This is a genomic window from Paraburkholderia hospita (genome assembly GCF_002902965.1).
In the GTDB taxonomy this organism is placed as follows: Bacteria; Pseudomonadota; Gammaproteobacteria; order Burkholderiales; family Burkholderiaceae; genus Paraburkholderia; species Paraburkholderia hospita.
Genome location: NZ_CP026107.1, coordinates 1735125 through 1754778, shown reverse-complemented (window position 1 = coordinate 1754778; position 19654 = coordinate 1735125). Strand labels below are relative to the sequence as shown.

Here is a 19654-nt window from a genome sequence, read left to right as displayed (position 1 = left end):
GAACGTAGGAACACGATCATGAGCAACGTCACGAAACAACAGTTCAAGCGCGTCTGGTTCATCACGGGCGCTTCGCGCGGTCTGGGCGCGCTGATTGCCGAAGCGGCGCTGGCGGACGGTAATGCCGTCGTCGCTGCGGGCCGCAATGCCACCGCGATTGTCGAGCGGCTCGGCGAGTCGCCGGCCTTGCTGCCCGTCGCGCTCGACGTGACCAGCGAAGCGCAGGCGAAAGCGGCCGTCGATGCTGCCGTCGAGAAGTTCGGCCGGATCGACGTGCTGATCAACAATGCGGGCTTCGGCCTGCTGGCGGCGGTCGAGGAATCGAGCGACGCTGACGTGCGCCGCATGTACGACACCAACGTCTTTGGTCTGCTGAATGTGACGCGCGCCGTGCTGCCCGTTATGCGCAAGCAGCGCTCGGGGCATGTGATCAACATGTCGTCGATCGGCGGGTATCGCTCGGGGGCGGGCTTTGGCGTGTATTGCTCGACGAAGTTCGCTGTCGAAGGCATCACGGAAGCGCTGCATGCGGAGTTGAAGCCGCTCGGCATCCACGCGACTGTGGTTGAGCCGGGCTACTTCCGCACGGACTTCCTGGATGGGTCGTCGCTGATCGTCGGCAAGGACATCATCGACGACTACGATGAGACGTCGGGCAACGTGCGCCGCTTCGCGGTCGGCATGAATCACAACCAGCCCGGCGACCCGCAGAAGCTGGCGACCGCGCTCGTCACGCTCGTCGATGCGCAAACGCCGCCGCTGCGTCTTCCGCTCGGCACCGATACGCTGAAGGCAATCGCGGAGAAGAACGAATACGTGACGACGGAAACGGAAGCGTGGAAGACGCTGTCGGCGTCCACAGACTTCCCCGTCTAAGCCGGTATTGATCGGACGAAAGTAAAAGCAACAGCGCCGCTGCGAGAGCAGCGGCGCTGTTGTGCTTTGCGTGAATAACCCGCGTTATTTCGGCGGCGGCAGCGAGGGGTCTAGCTTGGCGGAATCGCGGACCAGTTGGTCCGTCGCCGCTGCGGCGATAGGGTTCGAACCGGCGCCGGGTTTCATCGCCCGTTGCTGTTGTTCCGTCGCGGCGCGAACGGCCGACATGTTCGGCGGCGGCAGCGAAGGATCGAGCTTCGCCGAATCGCGCACCAACTGGTCGGTTTGCGCAGCCCCCGATTGATACGCGCCGCGAGACGCGCTGCGCGGGTCCGTGCTTGCCGTGGAAGGCGTTTGAGTCGGCATCGACGTTGGAGGCGGCAACGAAGGATCGAGCTTCGCCGATTGCCGGACCAGTTCGTCCGTTTCCGGCGTCGCGCCCTGATTCGCTGCCGCACGGCGGTCCAGGTTTTCGCGTCCGCGTTGCGCGCGAGGTGCTGGTGCTGGCACCACTTTCGGCGCGCCCTCGTTCTGCACGTTCACCGATGCGACGGCCGTCGACGGCGCCGGCTTCGCCTGCTCAGTGCTCTGTGTGACGGCAGCGCTGGGCGTTGGCGTAGGTGCGGCCTTCATCGGCGCGGGTGCTGCCGGAGCGGGAGCGGGAACGATCGGCTGCTGCTCGACGGCGGCGCTCTTCGTGATTGCCCGCGACGGCGTCGACTGGCCGATGCTGCCTTCCGTCATATGACTTTCGCTGACGCGCGAATCGACGGCGGCAGGGCGCACGGTTTCATCCATGCCGGCCTTGACTTCGGCCGTTGCACGGCGGTCCGCCTGAAGCAGCATCAGGTACGTGGTCAAGGCGGCGCCGAGCACGAGCCCGGCGAGAATCATCAAAATCTTTCGGGTGGTCATCATACTGATGGTCGTTCGATCGACGCGGGCGTCGATCATCGACGGCTCGCGGCTTTAAGTCAGACAAATGCCAGCAATTGGCACGCCTGACGAGTGGAAACAGGCGAGCAATAAGCAGAGAATCGCGCTTCCCAAAGGGACAATGACCGCCAGGCGCATGAACGCGGCGAGTCGAAGCTTCTCCGATTATCGAACGCTTCGGTTTAGTTTGCGTGTCGAGGACGCGCGCTACTGACGGCGCGTCGATTGCACAACTAACGTCTGATCATTCCCAGGGATTCGGTGCGAACAGTCCCTGTTGGCGGCGCATGCCATGACGCAGGAACCAGTGCCGGATAGCACTGAACTTGCGCGGCAAACCCGGCATCCGATTGCCTTCGATGCGGGCTTTTGCGCACGACGTCGCGTACTGGATCGCCTCTTCCTCGGAAGAAAAGTAGCCGAGGATGCCAAAGGCTTTACGCCGTCCGCTGGGGCCGGTGACGAACACGCTGGCCGCGTATCCGCGAGTGCCCACGGACGCAAGTGGGATGATGACGTGGCGCCGGTAATGTACTGCATGCCTGTCCATGATCATCTCCAAGGGTTTTGCCCTAGGTCACATGGTACACGTTGCGAAACTGTGCCGGCAATTCATTGCGGGTGCGAAAAAAAATTCGCCAGCGGATGCGCTGGCGTCAGGCGCGATGCAGGCAATGGGGCGGCATCGCGCGTGATGTGGAGCGTTTTTGCCGCTCATGCTGCTCCTGCCGCGCCATGCGGCGTGAAGCGCCTGCTTAAGCGCTGCGCTCCATCGGTTCGCCGAGCACGAACATGCCGCCCTGGAAGCGTTGCGCCGGGTCGTCGTATTCGGCTGTCGGCGACGTGACGGGGAAGCGGTCCGAGAACTGCGTGGAGCTGTCGCGCGGACGGAACCCGAGAAAATTCGCCTTCGTGTTGTCCCACCACTTGATGGGGTTGTCCGACGCGCCATACACGACGGCATGGCCGACACGGTTCGTGAACAGTGAGCAGCGCACGAGTTCGATGAAGTCGCGGTAGCTCAGGTACGTGACGAGCATGCGCGGATTCTTCGGTTCTTCGAACGACGAGCCGATACGAAGGCACACGGTCTCGATGCCGAAGCGGTCGAAGTAGTAGCGCGACAGCGACTCGCCGAAGCATTTCGTCACGCCGTACAGGCTGTCGGGGCGTTGCGGCGCGTCGGCGTCGAGCACTTCGGTGACGGGATGAAAGCCGATTGCATGATTCGAGCTGGCGAACACGACGCGCTTCACGCCATGTTTGCGCGCGGCTTCGTACAGGTTGTACGTGCCGCGGATGTTCGCTTCGATGAGATCGTCGAACGGCGCGTCGATCGAAATGCCGCCCAGATGCACGATCGCATCGACGCCTTCGACCATGTGCATCACGGCGTCACGGTCCGCCAGATCGACGACGCTCGCTTCCTCGTGCGCAGCCGCGGCGCTCACCGGGACGATGTCGCTCACGCGCACGATGTCGGCCCAGGCGGCCAGCGCATCGCGCAGCTGGCGGCCCAGATTGCCACCCGCGCCCGTCAGCAACAGGCGGCGGAACGGTTTGCGCGACCCAGCAGATGTCTCGTTCATTGCTAATCCTTCGAAATAACCTAAAATAAGGAAAACGTTTTCCAACTATAAAGGCGACGCCGGCTGTGCGTCAATCGCCAGATTCATCAAGCCGCGAGAGGTCGGCGAACAGGTTTCACTGCAGGTGTTTTCTGCGACAATCCACTCACGGCAAAAGAAAACGTTACCTTCCGGATGAAAAAAGTTTCCCCAACGATTCGAGATGTCGCTGGTGACGCGGGCGTGTCGGTCGCGACCGTTTCCAAGTACATCAACGGCGCGCAGCGTTTCTCTCCCCCCGTCGAAGCGCGGCTCAAGGAAGCGATCGAGCGGCTCGGCTATCGTTCGAACCCGCTTGCGCGCTCGATGATCACGGGCCGCACGCGCACCATCGGGCTCGCGATCCTCGACATCAGCAATCCGCACTTCACGAACGTCGTGAAGGGCGCGAACCGCGTCGCGCTGCAGCACGACTACACGCTGCTGCTGGTCGACACCGAAGAAAACCAGGCGCGCGAGCGTTCGCTGATCGAGGCGCTGGCGCAACGTGTCGACGGTCTGATCGTCAACTCGCGGATGCCCGACGAAGAATCGCAGTGGATGCTCGAACTCAACAAGCCGCTCGTGCTGTTGCGGCGCAGTCCGGGCCTGCCGATTCCGAGCGTCGGCATCGACAACCGGCTCGCCACTTACATGCTCGCGCGTCATTTGCTGAACCTCGGGCACCGGCATATCGCGTATCTCGGCTTTGGCCAGGCGCGCATCAACGACGAGCGGATTCGCGGCGCGCGCGAGTGTCTCGACGAAGTCGGCCTCACGCTCGACGTGCACGACGCGCATGCACCCACTGCGCAAGCGGGCGAGCAAGCCTGCTCGCGCGTGATGCTCGGGCCGCAGCGGCCGCAGGCGGTGATCTGCTACAACGATCTGATCGCGCTCGGCTTCATGAAAGAGGCGGCGTCGCTCGGTTTCAAGCTGCCGCGCGACGTCTCCGTGACGGGCATCGACAACGTGCCGTATGGCGAGTACGCCGCGCCCGCGCTGACTACCGTCGACATCCAGAGCGAGAAGATGGGCGAACTGGCAATGCAGAAGCTGATCGACGGACTCGCAGGCCACGCGGAGGCCGAGCATTCGATGTTCGAGCCGCGTTTGATCGTGCGCGAGTCGACGGCCGCTTGCGGCTGAAGATCGACTCGCGCGCCTCGCGCATATTGCGGCGGCACGCGCGCCACGCAACGCGGCGCGGCATGCCGGATTACGCATCGAGCTTCGCGGGCGTCATGCGCGGCGTCAGCAGGTGCATGACGACGAGCGCGATGAGGTAAGCGAGCGCGCCGATCGCGAACAGCACCCAGTAGTGGCCCGTGCGTTGCAGCACCTGGCCGATCACTTCGGAGAACAGCACGCCGCCGACCGAGCCCGCCATCCCGCCGATACCAACCACGGCGCCAAGCGCGCGGCGGGGGAACAGGTCGGATGCCGTCGTGAACAGATTCGCCGACCAGCCCTGGTGCGCAGCCGCTGCGAGACCGACGATGCCGACGGCAACCCACAGATTGTCCACTTGCGACACGAACGCGATGGGCAGCACGCAGCATGCGCAGATCAGCATCGCCGTCTTGCGCGCGGCATTCACGGTCCAGCCCTTACGCAGCAATGTCGACGAAATCCAGCCGCCGCCGATACTGCCAACCGTCGTGATCGCGTAGATGACGACGAGCGGCAAGCCGATGTGCTGCATGTCCATGCCGCGCGACTCGTTGAGCCACTTCGGCAGCCAGAACAGGTAGAACCACCAGACGGGATCGGTCAGGAACTTGCCGATCAGGAACGCCCACGTTTCGCGTTTGCGGATCAACTGGCCCCAGCCCGGCGCGGGGGCGTTCGCATTGCGGGCGTCGAGCGCGTCGGCGTCGTCGCCCGTATCGTCCGCTTCCTCCTGGTCGCTACGGTCGGCGGGGCGGTAGACGACGAGCCACACTGCCAGCCACACGATGCCAATCGCGCCGATGATGATGAACGCCGCGCGCCAGCCGTACAGCACGGCGATGGGCGGAATGATCGCGGGAGCGAACACCGCGCCGATGTTCGCGCCCGAGTTGAAGATGCCCGTTGCGAGCGCGCGCTCGCGGCGCGGAAACCACTCGGCCGTGGTCTTGATCGCGGACGGGAAGTTGCCGCCTTCGCCGATGCCGAGCAGCGCGCGCACCATCGCGAAGCCCGTCACCGAGCCGACGGCAGCGTGCAGCATCGCGGCGATGCTCCACACCAGCATCGCGGCCGCGTAGGAAATGCGCGTGCCGAGCCAGTCGACGATGCGCCCGAAGCCCAGCAGGCCGATGGCATAGAACGCGGAGAAGGCGATCACGATGCGGCCGTACTGCACCTGCGTCCAGCCGATTTCGTGCTGGAGCACGGGGGCGAGCAGACCGAGAATCTGCCGGTCCATGTAGTTGATGACGGTCGCGAAGAAGAGCAGCGCGCAGACGGTCCAGCGGAAGCGGCTGGCAGATCGCACGACGCCGACGACGGCAGATTGCATGTATGTCTCCGTTCGCGGCATCGCTCGTCGCGCCGCGTCTTTATTCATGGCCGGCGACGAGCGCCGGTGCGGGATGCGTCGCGCGCTGGGCGGCTGCGCGGGCATTTTTCCGTCACGTTGGGAAAACGTTTTCCAAGAATAGGCGGTTTGTCGGCGCTTGGCTAGTACGTGTTTTCCGGGATATGCGCGGGATGGCGCTTTCCGTGTCGGACGGATTGATGTTCAGGTAGTTAATCGTTTTCTACAAGGCGTGTGGAAAATGAGAGTCCTGCGCGCTGGCGGAGGGTGTCCCGCTTATGCGCGCTTCTGAAAAGCGCACCCAAATGGGGCGATTGACTGCCTCAGTAGACTCGATTCAAGCGCTCAGAAGCGGATGCCGGTATTTTTCGCATCACTGCGTGGACTGTGCAGGGGAGAACGAGGGCTGTATGCTGTAAAAGCGCAACCACGCTAAAGCACTGGGGCAAAAAATGACTACGAACTCCGCCAAACTCCCGCCAGACGTGGAAGCACTATCGACGTTGTCCGAATATCTCGAGCGTGCGCTCGACAAGGCGCTCAGCCTGATCATGCTGCGCACAGGCGTCGAAGACGCAAGGCTGTATCTCGGTGACGTGAGCGCACCGAAAGAGGAATGGGCGAGCTGCGGGACCATTCACCGTGAACTGTCGGACGCGATACTGGTGGCGACGCAGTCAGGCCTCAATAATCTCAGTATCGACGGGCAGACGTACCGCTTCACGAGAGTGTTTGCTCAAGCGGAAAACCGGGGGGCAATCGTCTTCACCCCTGCATAACCTGGCATCCGCCAGGAGCACTGATAGCCGGCCACCATTAAGGCTTGGATGGAGGCAGTGGCACGCCGTCGTGCGTGGCTATGACGCGACGGCGTATCGATCAACGGATAGCGGAGAGTAGCGCGCCGCTCAGTTCGGCAGCAACACCGGTAACTGCGACACGCGTCCCGTCTGCACGTCGAGCCACATCTGCCGGCCGCTTGCCGAATGACTGTAGACGAGCGCGCGCATATCGCGATGCGTGCCGAGAAAGCCCATCAGCGCGCGCACGTTGCGCTTGCCGTGGTAGCGCAGCGAGCGCGACGTCTCGCCATTGACGATGACGACAGGATTGATCCGCACGAGCCGCGCAATGAGTTCAGGGTTGACTGTATCCACGTACGATCCTCGAATGAAGTTACTGTCTTCGCTAACGTCCCCAGGACTTGCTTCTTGAGTTTTCGGAAGGATCGGTAAGCGTGCGCCTGGTCGTGCACATCAGTCGTGCACATGCGTGACCGCAATCTGCAACACGCTCTCCAGTTCCGGCAGATCGACGGGCTTGGTCAGGTGCAGATCGAAGCCCGCCGCTTCCGTCTTCGCGCGGTCTTCACTGGTGCCGAGCCCGGTCATCGCGGCGATCACGGCGCCTGGCGCCGCAAGCGCCTTGCGGATACGCGGCAACGCTTCGAAGCCCGTCATCTTCGGCATCGACAGATCGAGCAGCACGAGATGCGGCTGCAGCGTCTGCGCCAGTTCGATGGCGGCCGCACCGTCGTACACCGCGTGCGCTTCGTGGCCGAGCACCTGCACGAGCGTCGCCATGCTGTCGGCGGAATCGACGTTGTCGTCGACCACCATCACCTTCAGATCGACGGGCTGCGAGGGCAGCGGCGCTTCTTCGCGCACGGCTTCGGCGGCGATCGGATGACTGAACTCGGGTAGCCACACGGTGAACACGCTACCTTTGCCGCGACCTTCGCTGTGGGCTTCGATATGACCGCCATGCAGATCGACGATGGCGCGCGCAAGCGTCAGCCCGATGCCGAGACCGCTCTTGTCAGCCTGTTCTTCCGTCGGCGTTTCCTGCACGAACAGATTGAAGATCGCGTCGATCGCATCGGGATCGATGCCGCGCCCGGAATCGTAAATGCGGATCGCGAGCAGACGGCCCGAGCGGAACACCTGCAAGCTGATCGACGCGCCCGCCGGACTGAATTTCGATGCATTGTTCAGCAGGTTCTGCACGACCTGCACCATCCGCGTGAGATCGCCTTTGATAGTCATCGGCGTGTCGGGCAGCACCACATCGAGCGTCTGTTCGCGCGCCGCGAGCAACGGCGCGCTGCCTTCGATGCTCAGTTGCGCGATGGCCTGCATCGACACCGGCTTCGGCTCGATCTGCACGCGTCCCAACGTGACGCGCCCGGCGTCGAGCAGGTCGTCGACGAGGCGCGTCAGATGTGACAGTTGCCGGTCGATCAGTTCGTGCTCGGGCACGAACGCGTGATGATCGGCTGTCTTCAGTTGCAGCATGCTGACGGCGTTGCGCAGTGGCGCGAGCGGATTGCGCAGTTCGTGTCCGAGCAGCGCGAGGAACTGGCTCATGCGCTGGCTCGACGCCTCGAGTTCTTCGAGACGCCGCCGCCGCGACATGTCGCGTGTGATCTTCGCGAAGCCTTGCAGCGCGCCGTTCGGATCGCGCAAGGCCGTCGTGATGATGTTCGCCCAGAAGATCGTGCCGTTCTTGCGCACGCGCCACTCTTCCATTTCGACGCGGCCTTCGCGCGCGGCGAGTTCGAGATCGCGTTGCGGCCGGCCCGCCGCGATGTCTTCGGGCGTGTAGAAGAGGGAAGCTGGCTGGCCGATCACTTCATGCGGCGTGTAGCCCATCACCTGCGTCGAACCCGCGCTCCACGTCATGATGTGACCGTGCGAGTCGAGCATCGTGATCGCATAGTCCTTGATCGCATCGACCAGCACGCGAAAGCGCTTGTCGAGTTCCCGCGCGTTGAAACGCTCGGTGACGTCGCGAATGAAATACGCGAGCTCGGTATGTCCGTCGAACTGCACGGGACACACGGACAGCTCAGCAGGAAACTCGTTGCCGTCGATGCGCCGCGCGATCAGCTCCGTGCGGCTGCGATGCGAGGGGGTCTGCGCGCTCTGTTCCGGTGCGCTTTTGAACACGTCCAGTTCGGCATAGCGCGCCTTGCAGCGCGCCGGAAACAGCGCGTCGAGTATCGGGCGTCCCGTCATCGCGTCGCGCGCGTAGCCGAATGTGCGCGTCGCGGCATCGTTCCATTCGATGATGACGCCGTCGGCGTCGGTGCACACGAACGCATCGTGCGTCGTGTCGAGCACGAGACGGCGGCGGCGCAGCGATGCTTCGAGCTTGCTATCGGCCGCTTCGCGCAGGCTGATCTCGGTGCGCAGCCGGGCGATCGTGATGGTGTTCTGCTCGATCAGTGCGCGGTTCTCCGCAAACACGCGCTGATGCGCCATGCCCGACGCGACGAGCGACGTGATCCGTTCGAGCGTCTCGATGTCGTCGGCGGAAAATGCATCGGTGCGGCTCGCCATCAGCTTCACGACGCCCGCGACTTCGGACTGATAGAGCAGCGGCGCGACGACCATCGACGTCGCGCCCACGCGCTTGCACGCGGCGGCATCTACGCGTGGATCGTCCGATGTGTCGCTGCTGTACAGGAAGTGCTTTTCGAGCGAGCACAGTCCCGACAGGCTGCCGATGCGTTTGAGGCGCAAGCCGATGTGATGCGCGATGGTGCCGCTGCACGCGCGATACACCATCTCGTCGCCATCGACCCATTCGACTACGGAGGCATGCGCGGCAGGCACGAGTTCGAGCAGCGAGTCGGTGACGAGCGACAGAAAGCGGTCGAGGTCGAGCTTCGCAGCGGCGATTCGGGAGTGCGCGTCTATCAGTTTTCGCAAACGTGCGTTTGCCAGGCGCTCGTGGTTGAGCTGCGTGGCGGTGTCGCTGGTGTCGATCTGTCGGTCTTGGCTGGCGTTCATCGTGAGCAGCTCCATTCTTCGCGGGTGGCGCATGCGGGCGCGATTCGGTGTGGTGTGTGCACGGTGTGTCTATGCATGCTGCATGGATGCGCGAATCGCTGTTTCAACGGTTATACACGCTTGCAAGGCGCTCGCTCAAGGACACTATGTAGCGCTATTTTTTTTGGTTCATCGCAGGGAGCGTGGGATTCGTTTTGTGTAGCGGAAGCGTTGGTGGTCGGGTTTTGCTTTTGCTTTTGCTTTTGCTTTTGCTTTTGCTTTTGCGCTGGCATCCGCGTATTGCCTTCGTGCTTCAAGCGTCGCCCCTGTGCGGGGCGGCACCTACTTTTCTTTGCCGCCGCAAAGAAAAGTAGGCAAAAGAAAGCGGCTAACACCGCTAGTCCTAGTTTTTGCCTGAGGGCCCCCAACCGGTCCCACGCTTCACACGGCAATCACGTGACTCATGTTCGTTGCCAACGCTCTGAATTGACGCCTCACCCGCTTCACGCGTCCGTGTCGCAACACGCCGTGCCAGATATTCCACTGCCGCCCAGGTGGCAAACTGTGTGTAGGCCGTGGCACCTCACACGCCTCACTCCGGACCGATAGCGCACGCGTTCCACCGTGTAAGAGCGCCAAGCTATACGACGAGACAACCTGCACACAGTTTGCCACCTGGGCGGCGCAAACCATTCGCTGCCCCTAGCTCTTGTTCGGGTGTTTGAAGTGGGTGAGGCGCACCGCAAGAGCGTTGGCAACGAACATGGGTCACGTGATTGCCGTGTGAAGCGTAAGACCCTTTGGGGGCCCTCAGGCAAGAAGTAATGTTGGCGGTGTTAGCCGCTTTCTTTTGCCTACTTTTCTTTGCGGCGGCAAAGAAAAGTAGGTGCCGCCCCGCACAGGGGCAACGCTTGAAGCACGAAGGCAAAGCGCGGATGCCAGCAAAAAGGCAAACACACTGCCCGGCTCAAACCGGATGCCAGCAAAAAGGCAAACACACCGCCCGGCTCAAACCGGATGCCAGCGCAAAGGCTAAAACACCGACTGGCAACGCCCGCGCCCGGAAGGCTCAACCGCAAATACCAGCCAAAACCCAAATCAAAAGCCGTTGCAAACCAAAAAACCACCTCCCATCGAGTCAATTATAAAAAATGCACTCCGTTCAGATTGTGCGCGAGTGTTCCGTAATAGGCGATTGATCAACTCATTCATCAACGCATTCGCACAGGGAACCCCGCATGGGCATGCGCTCCATCGCAGTCAAACTGAGCCTCATATTCGGCGCGGCGCTCGCGGCCACGATACTGGCCATCACGCTATACGCGACGCTCAATGTGCGCCGCCAGGCCGTCGACAATTTCAACGACGCGGGCCTAGGCCAGATTCGCCAGATCGACAGCAGCCTGCGCGAGACCTTCAAGCGCATCCACGACAACGTCGTGTTTCTGTCGGACCTGCCGCTCGTCCAGTCCGCGGATACGTCCGTCACCAACTACCTGACGCACGGCGGCCAGATGACGCCCGACACGAACGGCGGCGTCGAGACGGATATCTTTCACCTGCTGCAACGTTTCGGCGACAGCCATCCCGATCTGCGCTACGTCTACGTCGGCACGCAATGGGGCGGTTACGTGCAATGGCCGAAAGGCAAGTTCACGAGCGATCACTACGATCCGCGCGAGCGTCCGTGGTACGTGCAGGGCATGCAGGCAGCGGGTGCCGTGCGGCGCACTGCCGCCTACGCGAATTCGGGCGGCGACAACAACGTGATCATCAGCTTCGTGCGCTCGATCCAGAACGCCCAAGGCAAGCCCGTCGGCGTGCTCGGCATGGATATCTCGCTGGATGGCTTCGCGAAGATGATCGGCCAGGTGCGTTTCGGCGAAACGGGCTATCTGATGGTCGTCGAAGACAGCGGCACGGTGCTGGTGGACCCGCACGACGCCGCACACAACTTCAAGGCGCTGAAGGATCTCGGCGACGGTTATCGCGACCTCGCGGCGATGGCGAACGGCACGCTGTCCGTCGATATCGGCGGCGCGCGGTATGACACCGTCGTCTATACGTCGCCGGAACTAGGCTGGAAATACATCGGCCTGATTCCGCATGCGGAAATGATGGTGTCGGCCAATCGGCTGAGCGCGATGCTGATTGTCGTGGGTCTCGTCGTGCTGCTGGTCGCGCTCGCGCTGACGACGGCGCTCGGCAGTCGTCTGACGGCGCCGCTGCGCCAGCTGTCGAACAGCATGCAGGACATCGCATCGGGCGACGGCGACCTCACGCGGCGTCTGCCCGTAGGCAGCAACGACGAGGTCGGTGTGCTCGCCGAGCAGTTCAACGCGTTCGTCGAGAAGCTGAACGGCGTGCTGCTCGACATCCGCGACAGTAGCGCATTGCTGCGCACGGCGACAGGCGAGATATCGACGGGCAATGCCGATCTGTCCGCGCGCACCGAGCAGCAGGCGGCCGCGCTCGAAGAAACGGCGGCGAGCATGGAAGAGCTGACGGCCGCCGTCAAACAGAACGCCGAAAGCGCGCGCCAGGCGAGCACGCTCGCGAGCGACGCCTCCGACGTGGCGCGCCGCAGCCACGAGGCCGTCGAGCGCGTGGTGTCGACGATGACCGACATCAGCCAGAGTTCGAACCGGATCGCCGATATCACGGGCATCATCGAAGGCATCGCGTTCCAGACGAATATTCTCGCGCTCAACGCCGCGGTCGAATCGGCGCGCGCCGGCGAGCATGGCCGCGGCTTCGCGGTCGTCGCGAGCGAAGTGCGCAGTCTCGCGCAACGCTCGTCGAGCGCCGCGAAGGAGATCAAGGAACTGATCGGCGCGTCGGTCGACCGGATCAGAGATGGCTCGTCGCTGGCGGGCGAGGCAGGCGAGACGATGACGGAAGTGACGCGGGCCGTCGGCCAGGTGACGGCGATCATGAGCGAGATCGCGGCGGCCTCCGAAGAGCAGAGCCGCGGCATCGCGCAGGTGAACCTCGCGATCACGCAGATGGACGACGTCACCCAACAGAACGCCGCGCTGGTCGAGCAGGCGGCTGCCGCGTCGCGCTCGCTCGAGGATCAGGGGCGGCAGCTCGATGAATCGGTGGCGGCGTTCCGGTTGAAGTCGGCGACAGCGGCGTAAAGACCAGTCGAAGAAGGCGTCGCGAGCGCCGAAGATATCGACACGGCGATACGCACGGGCTTCGGCCTGCGCTTCGCTGTGCTCGGCTTGCTCGAGTTTATCGATTGGGGCGGCTGCGACATTCTCTATTACGCGTCGCATTACCTCGCAAAGGAGAAGGGCGATCGGTTCCTGCCTGCGGAGATCGTCAGCGGCAACATGGCGGCATCACGCAAAGGCTTGCGCGATGAGACGGGCTTCTATGACTATCGCAATGTCGATGTCGGCGCGTATGTAACGAGCGGCTCGAAACGTTTGGACGCATGCTCGAGCACCTCGGTCACGCGCCTGCGTTCAATACAGCGAATAGCGGGAGTACGTCTCGATCGGAATGATGGCATGCGATGGTACGGCCGCGCCTTCGCGCGCGGCCTTCAGATGATCGACGGCGGTGCGCAGCATGAGGCGTATATCCTGCGTCAGCAGATAGTCGATCGCATCGGAACGCAACAGCGGCTCCGTGATGCGGTTGACCTCGTGCGTCACGTAGAGCGTGCGGCCCGTCAGATTGTGCTCGCGCAGCGCGGCAGCAAGCCCCTCGTTGCCACCCGCGACGTTGTAGATGCCGTCGAGCTTGCCATGCGCCTTCAGGAAGCGGGTCGTCGCTTCGTAGGTCGCCGCGCCGGAATCGGCGCCCTTGATCACCTCGACCAGATTCACATGCGGGAACCGTTGGCGCAATAGCGAACGGAAGCCGATCTCGCGATCCTCGTGACAGGTGTACGAAAACGTTGCGACGATCACGGCGACATCGGGCGACGCATGCGCCTGCAGATGCCGTCCAAGTAAAAAGGCCGCCGACTGTCCGGCCGCGCGGTTGTTGACGCCGACGTATGTGCGACGCGCGTCGGCGTCCACATCCGTGATCAGCGTGACAACGGGTTTGCCCACCGCCATGCATTCGCGCAATGCCGACGACGTGGTCGCGGTGTTCGTGCAGATGATGCCGATGCCGTCCACTTCCGCCGTCGCCTGCCGGATACGGGCCGCGACTTCTTCGTCGGATGCCCCGACGCATCTCTCCACTTCAAGCCGCACGCCGTTCGCCTCGAACTCGGCTTCGAGCGCTATTGCCGTTCGGATCAACTCGTCGGTGAACGCGTCGCCTGCTTGCGCGAGCAGCCGGAAATCATAAGCGGCCTGCTTCGCGCGAACGCCTGACCTTGCAGATGGACCGGTGCCTAGCTGCTTCAACGCGGCTTCGACCGCATGGCGCGTGCGCGGGTGCACGCCAGGCCTGTCGTTCAGCGCGCGATCGATCGTCGCGCGGCTGAGCTGCGTGATCTCCATGAGTTGCTTGAGCGTCGGCTTGTTTTTCATCGCGGGTCCTCGCGCGGCGGGTCGAGTAATTGCATTGGCTCGATTTTGACTCATTTTGAGGCGTTTGTGTGAGGCATCAATTAACGGCATTGTATTGTCACGCCATCAGGATCATGGATTACCCTTGGTGGCTCAGAATGAGGCATAAATGGTTTTGACGAATGCTCATTATGAGTCTTAAATGCACTCAACGATGATCACTGCCTCAGGCAAAACACCGCCCGAGCGAAACCGTCAAGCCAGCATCAGGAGCCATGCATGTCCGCACAGCAAGACAACTCGAAACCCATCACGATGGACGACTGGTACAAATGCCCGCTCGACCGCAAGATGCTCAAGGAACTCACGCGCCGCAACGACCGCGACGCGCTCCTGTACCTGAGCGGCTTTCTCGCGATGGTCGCAGGCAGCGGCGTGCTCGCGTGGCTGTCGCTCGGCACGTGGTGGTGCGTGCCTGCGTTCCTGCTCTACGGGACGATCTACGCGTTCGCTGAAGCGATGGAACATGAGTTGCGCCATCGCACGCCGTTTCGCAGCGAATGGCTGAATGCGTCGGTGCACTGGCTGATCTGTTTCATGACGTGGCGCGAGCAGATCTACAGCCGCTGGTCGCATGCGCAACATCACACGTACACGCATCTGACGGCAACCGTGCCCGCCGATGTCGAAATCGCGGTGAAGCGGCCGCCGAACTATCTGAAGCTCGCGACCGATTTTCTGCGCGTCTCGCACGGCATTCATCATTTCGGCAACATCGTGCTGCACAGCCTCGGCATCGTGTCGCGCAGCGCGAAGGCTGTCGTACCGCCAATCGAATATCGCGCGATGTGCCGGAATTCGCGGATCGTCCTCGCGCTATATGTCGGCGTGGTTGCGTGGGCGATCGTCGCGCATAGCTGGCTGCCCGCGGTGTTTCTTCTGCTGCCGCGTGCGTATGGCGCATGGCTGCACGAACTGCTGGCCATCACGCAGCACACGGGGCTGCGCGAGAACGAACTCGACCACCGCTTCTCGACGCGGACCATCCGGCTCAATCCCGTTCTCCAACTGCTCTACTGGAACATGAACTATCACGTCGAGCATCACATGTTTCCGAACGTGCCGTTTCACGCGCTGCCGAAATTGCGCAAAGCGATCGAGGCGGACCTGCCGCCTGCTTACGACGGACTGTTCAGCGCCTGGAGCGAGATTGTGTACTTCCTGCGCATGCAGCGGCACGACCCGGACTACATGATCACGCCGCGCGTGCCGGGCAAGACGCCCGCCACGCAGGCGCGACCCTCCGACGACGAAGCACTCGTCGCCCAGCCACGCTGAACACGAACGGAGCACGCAATGAACATTCTGCAATGGCATCAGGTCTGCGCATGCGACGACATCGACGAAGAAGACGTGATGGAGTTCGAGCACGAAGGCAAGCTGTATGCGGTCTATCACACGGCCACGGGGTTCTACGCAACAGCGGGACTCTGCACGCATGAAACGGCGCGGCTCGCCGATGGTTTTGTGTTTGGCGAGGTGATCGAGTGCCCGATGCATATGGGGCGCTTTCACATCCCGACGGGCGCCGCGAAGGGCGCGCCCGTGTGCGTGAACCTCGTCACATATCCCGTGAAGACGGAAGACGGCAACGTATTTATCGGCCTCGCCGCCGACTGATCGAGCAAGGCAACGCAGCAAACTGCCGGCGCGAGACGCCGGCAGCCACAAACATGGAGACAGCGATGAGATTACCCGTCATGAAGGCGCTTTGCGTCGCCGCAGCGGTCCTGAGCATGGGCCTGCATGTCGATGCGAATGCGGGGCCTGTAGCGCATTTCGATTTCATCACGCATGCGCCGGATTCGGATGCATGGTGGAACACCGTCAAAAACGGTATCAAGCAGGCCGATGAAGATTTCAACGTGCAGACCGACTATCGCAACCCGCCGAATGGCGATATCGCCGATATGGTCCAACTCGTCAATCAGGCGGCGGCGCGCAACTACGACGGCGTGGTGACGACCATCGCCGATTTCGATCTGCTCAAAGGCTCCGTCTCGCGTCTGAAGGCGAAGAACATTCCGTTCGTCACGGCCAACACGGGCACGGAGAAGCAGAGCGCCGATCTTGGCGCATTGCTGCATGTGGGACAGCCCGAGTACCTCGCGGGCGAGGAGGCGGGAAAGCGCGCCAAGGCCGACGGCATCAAGACGTTCCTGTGCGTGAACCACTATGCGACGAACCCGCTGTCGTTCGAGCGCTGCCGCGGATTTGCCGAAGCGATCGGCGCAGATATGAAAACCTCGGTTCTCGACGCGGGCACCGATCCGACGGATATCGAATCGAAAGTCAGCGCTTATCTGCGCGCGCATCCGAACACGCAGGGCGTGCTGACGCTCGGGCCCACTTCCGCTGATCCGACCATTCGTGCCGTCACGAAGATGGGGCTCGCGGGCAAGATCTGGTTCGCAACCTTCGATATCGACTCTGACGTCGCCAAGGGAATCAAGGACGGCACGATCAAGTTCTGCACCGATCAGCAGCCGTATTTGCAGGGCTATATTCCCGTCGCGATGCTCGCGATCATGCACAAGAATCACAACACGGACGTCGCGCAGGCTCGCAATGAACTGGAGAAGGACCCGAAGTTCATGAAGCGGCTGCAGGACTATGGACTAAAGCCTGTCTACGAGGCGCGCAATATCAGTTCGGGTCCGGGATTCATCACGCCGCAGAACATCGAGAAGGTGTCGGCGCTCGCGGGAATGTACCGATAAGCGGGTTTCGTTTTGCAGGCGTCTCCACCGCCAGCACTTTTCCCACTACGTTTTGAGTGGGCGATATGGGCCAACTAATGGTCCATATCGTTTATTTACGGATCAAGGCTGGTTCAAACAGGAAAACCATCCGAAAAGCGCTCGCGCAAATAGCCGACGAACAGCCCGACCGCACGCGGCACATGCGACGCATAAGGCCGCACGATATAAAGCTGCTCGGCGAACGCGCCCGTCACGCGCCAGTCCGGCAGCACGACGACCAGCTTGCCAGCCTGCACGGCGGCCTGCGCGGTGAAGTCCGGCAGCAGCGCAATGCCCAGGCTTTCGAGCGCCGCGTCGCGCAGCGTCTCGCTGTTGTTCGCGGAGAACTGTCCGTTGACGGGCAAGGTGACGGGCCGCGTGCCTGCTTTTCGCGCCGCCTTGCGCTCGAACGACCACATCGGTTCGCCCGACGAGCGCGGATAAAAAAGGCAATCGTGAGAAGAAAGCTCTTCCGGTGACCTGGGCGTGCCGCGCTTTCGCAGATAGGCGCGCGTCGCGACGATCACCGAATGCGTGTCGCAAAGTTTCCACGCGACGTGCGTATCGGGTGGCTCGGCGCTGTGACGGATCGCGAGATCGAAGCCTTCCGTGGCAAGCGATACGAGCCTGTCCGACACCTCCAGTTGCACCCGAACCTCGGGATTGGCCACCAGAAACTCGGGCACCTTCGGCACCAGTTGCTGCCGCGCGAACGCGACAGGCGCCGTCACGCGCACGAGCCCGCGCGGTACGCCCGACAGCTCGCGGACCTGTGCGAAGCTGGCGGCGATCTGCGCATATTGCCCGCGCGTGCTGTCGACGAGCTGCTGTCCGGCTTCCGTCAGCCGGACGCTGCGCGTCGTGCGCTGCACCAGCGAAATCCCCGCAGCGCGCTCCAGTTCGGAGATACGCTGGCTCATTGCCGCTTTGCTGACGCCCAGGCGCGCGGCGGCCGCCGTGTACGTTCCCTGTTCGGCGAGCATGGTGAGCCAGTGCAGATGCGTCCAGAGTTCTGCGATATTTTGCGTATCCATACACTCATTGTTCACGGTGGCTAACATTGATTTCAATGTTAGCCTCTTTCCAGCGCGTCCGCACCTTCCTACACTGCTTCTCAAGCCAATCACGAAGGAGCCGAGACATGCAAGCCTTTACCGACAGCGCAGACGTGGGACATTTCATTCACGGGGAGCGCGTCAGCGGAACGGGAATCCGTAGCCAGGCCGTCTTCAATCCGGCCACGGGTGCCCGGGCCCGCAAGCTGCTGCTCGGCGAGGCCGCCGATGTCGACGCAGCCGTCGCGAGCGCGAAGGCTGCGTTTCCGAAGTGGGCCGACACGCCGCCCATCAAGCGCGCACGCGTCATGCTGCGTTTTCTTGAACTGATGAACCGTCACCACGACGAACTCGCGGCCATCATCACGGCAGAGCACGGCAAGGTATTTTCCGATGCCCAAGGCGAAGTTGCGCGCGGCATCGACGTGATCGAATTTGCGTGTGGCATTCCGCAACTGCTCAAGGGCGACTACACGGAACAGGTTTCGACGGGCATCGACAACTGGACAATGCGTCAGCCGCTGGGTGTCGTCACGGGCATCACGCCGTTCAACTTCCCGTGCATGGTGCCGTGCTGGATGTTCCCCGTCGCGATCGCGGCCGGCAATACGTTCATTCTCAAGCCGAGCGAGCGTGACCCGTCGGCGGCGCTGTTCATGGCCGGATTGTTGAAAGAGGCAGGTTTGCCCGACGGCGTGTTCAATGTCGTGCAGGGCGACAAGGTTGTCGTGGATGCATTGCTCACGCATCGGGACGTGAAGGCCGTGAGCTTCGTCGGCTCGACGCCGATTGCGAACTACATCTACGAAACGGGCGCGAAGCACGGCAAGCGCGTGCAGGCACTGGGCGGCGCGAAGAACCATATGGTGGTGATGCCCGACGCCGATCTCGACAAGGCTGTCGATGCGCTGGTCGGTGCCGGCTACGGTTCGGCAGGCGAGCGTTGCATGGCGATCTCGGTTGCGCTGCTGGTCGGCGACGTGGCTGACAAGATCGTGGAGCGACTCGCCGAACGGGCCCGCAGCCTGATCGTGAAGAACGGCATGGAGCCGGACGCGGAAATGGGTCCGATCGTCACGCGGCAGGCCTTGGAGCGGATCGAAGGGTATATCGCCGAGGGCGTGAAGGAAGGCGCGACGCTCGTCGTCGATGGCCGCGGTCTGAAGGTGGCGGGTCATGAAGACGGCTTCTTCACGGGCGGTACGCTGTTCGACAACGTGACGCCGGAAATGCGCATCTACAAGGAAGAGATTTTCGGGCCGGTGCTTGCTTGCGTGCGCGTGAAGGACTTCACGGAAGCCGTCGAGCTGATCAATGCGCACGAATTCGGTAACGGCGTGGCGTGCTTCACGAGCGATGGTCATGTTGCGCGCGAATTCGGCCGCCGTATCGAAGTCGGCATGGTCGGCATCAATGTGCCGATTCCGGTGCCGATGGCGTGGCATGGCTTCGGCGGCTGGAAGCGCAGCCTGTTCGGCGACACGCATGCATACGGCGAAGAAGGCGTGCGCTTCTATACGAAGCAGAAGTCGATCATGCAGCGCTGGTCGGAGAGCATCGAGAAGGGCGCCGAATTCGCGATGCCGACCGCGAAGTAACACGCT

At 62.5% G+C, this 19654-nt stretch carries 16 protein-coding genes and 1 pseudogene; 9 read left to right on the top strand and 8 right to left on the bottom strand.

Annotation, left to right across the window (positions count from 1 at the left end; translation table 11 throughout):
• The first annotated feature begins 18 nt into the window (after window positions 1–18).
• Window positions 19–876: an oxidoreductase gene (locus C2L64_RS41215; protein WP_007588819.1), complete on the top strand. Its 858-nt coding sequence runs from the start codon at window positions 19–21 to the stop codon at window positions 874–876.
• An 84-nt stretch (window positions 877–960) separates the two neighbouring features.
• Here C2L64_RS41215 and C2L64_RS41210 read toward each other — a convergent pair whose 3' ends face one another.
• The 3 genes from C2L64_RS41210 to C2L64_RS41200 form a co-directional block, all read right to left on the bottom strand.
• Window positions 961–1794 carry a hypothetical protein gene (locus C2L64_RS41210; RefSeq protein WP_238554770.1) on the bottom strand — a complete coding sequence of 278 codons (834 nt, stop codon included), beginning with the start codon at window positions 1792–1794 and terminating at the stop codon, window positions 961–963.
• Window positions 1795–2056: 262 nt separating this feature from the next.
• Window positions 2057–2362 (bottom strand): hypothetical protein, encoded by a 306-nt coding sequence (locus tag C2L64_RS41205; RefSeq protein ID WP_007588821.1) that lies wholly within the window; start codon window positions 2360–2362, stop codon window positions 2057–2059.
• A gap of 205 nt (window positions 2363–2567) precedes the next feature.
• Window positions 2568–3401: an NAD-dependent epimerase/dehydratase family protein gene (locus C2L64_RS41200; RefSeq protein WP_007588822.1), complete on the bottom strand. Its 834-nt coding sequence runs from the start codon at window positions 3399–3401 to the stop codon at window positions 2568–2570.
• A gap of 81 nt (window positions 3402–3482) precedes the next feature.
• On the opposite strand from C2L64_RS41200, the gene C2L64_RS41195 reads away from it, so the two are divergent.
• Window positions 3483–4568 (top strand): LacI family DNA-binding transcriptional regulator, encoded by a 1086-nt coding sequence (locus C2L64_RS41195; protein WP_079482488.1) that lies wholly within the window; start codon window positions 3483–3485, stop codon window positions 4566–4568.
• A gap of 70 nt (window positions 4569–4638) precedes the next feature.
• On the opposite strand, the gene C2L64_RS41190 is transcribed toward C2L64_RS41195, so the two are convergent.
• Entirely contained in the window at window positions 4639–5925 is a 1287-nt protein-coding gene (locus C2L64_RS41190) for an MFS transporter (protein WP_007737449.1), read from the bottom strand.
• A gap of 470 nt (window positions 5926–6395) precedes the next feature.
• Between C2L64_RS41190 and C2L64_RS41185 the strand changes: the two genes are divergently transcribed.
• Window positions 6396–6722, top strand: coding sequence for a hypothetical protein (locus C2L64_RS41185; RefSeq protein WP_039901535.1), 327 nt, complete (start codon window positions 6396–6398; stop codon window positions 6720–6722).
• Between the two features lie 129 nt (window positions 6723–6851).
• Here C2L64_RS41185 and C2L64_RS41180 read toward each other — a convergent pair whose 3' ends face one another.
• Both C2L64_RS41180 and C2L64_RS41175 read right to left on the bottom strand, forming a co-directional pair.
• On the bottom strand, window positions 6852–7100 hold the full coding sequence (locus C2L64_RS41180) for a hypothetical protein (RefSeq protein WP_007588826.1): 249 nt from the start codon (window positions 7098–7100) through the stop codon (window positions 6852–6854).
• Between the two features lie 99 nt (window positions 7101–7199).
• Entirely contained in the window at window positions 7200–9737 is a 2538-nt protein-coding gene (locus C2L64_RS41175) for a PAS domain S-box protein (protein ID WP_081498888.1), read from the bottom strand.
• Window positions 9738–10954: 1217 nt separating this feature from the next.
• Here C2L64_RS41175 and C2L64_RS41170 point away from each other — a divergent pair.
• Both C2L64_RS41170 and C2L64_RS41165 read left to right on the top strand, forming a co-directional pair.
• Window positions 10955–12856 carry a methyl-accepting chemotaxis protein gene (locus C2L64_RS41170; protein WP_007579070.1) on the top strand — a complete coding sequence of 634 codons (1902 nt, stop codon included), beginning with the start codon at window positions 10955–10957 and terminating at the stop codon, window positions 12854–12856.
• A pseudogene (locus C2L64_RS41165) lies at window positions 12857–13230 on the top strand (3-hydroxyacyl-CoA dehydrogenase family protein); the annotation flags it as partial.
• Here the strand turns inward: C2L64_RS41165 and C2L64_RS41160 are convergent.
• Window positions 13190–14215, bottom strand: coding sequence for a LacI family DNA-binding transcriptional regulator (locus C2L64_RS41160; RefSeq protein ID WP_007579068.1), 1026 nt, complete (start codon window positions 14213–14215; stop codon window positions 13190–13192). The pseudogene C2L64_RS41165 and the gene C2L64_RS41160 overlap by 41 nt on opposite strands.
• 258 nt (window positions 14216–14473) lie before the next feature.
• Between C2L64_RS41160 and C2L64_RS41155 the strand changes: the two genes are divergently transcribed.
• From C2L64_RS41155 to C2L64_RS41145, 3 genes are all read left to right on the top strand, one after another.
• Window positions 14474–15532, top strand: a complete 1059-nt coding sequence (locus C2L64_RS41155; protein WP_007579067.1) for a fatty acid desaturase — start codon at window positions 14474–14476, stop codon at window positions 15530–15532.
• 18 nt (window positions 15533–15550) lie between these two features.
• Window positions 15551–15874, top strand: a complete 324-nt coding sequence (locus tag C2L64_RS41150; RefSeq protein ID WP_007579065.1) for a non-heme iron oxygenase ferredoxin subunit — start codon at window positions 15551–15553, stop codon at window positions 15872–15874.
• Window positions 15875–15939: 65 nt separating this feature from the next.
• The gene (locus tag C2L64_RS41145) at window positions 15940–16974 is read left to right on the top strand and encodes a sugar ABC transporter substrate-binding protein (protein WP_090836673.1); all 1035 of its coding nucleotides are present in this window, start codon (window positions 15940–15942) and stop codon (window positions 16972–16974) included.
• Window positions 16975–17087: 113 nt separating this feature from the next.
• Here C2L64_RS41145 and C2L64_RS41140 read toward each other — a convergent pair whose 3' ends face one another.
• The gene (locus C2L64_RS41140; RefSeq protein WP_007579061.1) at window positions 17088–18029 is read right to left on the bottom strand and encodes a LysR family transcriptional regulator; all 942 of its coding nucleotides are present in this window, start codon (window positions 18027–18029) and stop codon (window positions 17088–17090) included.
• Window positions 18030–18136: 107 nt separating this feature from the next.
• Between C2L64_RS41140 and C2L64_RS41135 the strand changes: the two genes are divergently transcribed.
• Window positions 18137–19648 carry a CoA-acylating methylmalonate-semialdehyde dehydrogenase gene (locus C2L64_RS41135; protein ID WP_007579057.1) on the top strand — a complete coding sequence of 504 codons (1512 nt, stop codon included), beginning with the start codon at window positions 18137–18139 and terminating at the stop codon, window positions 19646–19648.
• The last annotated feature ends 6 nt before the right edge of the window (window positions 19649–19654 follow it).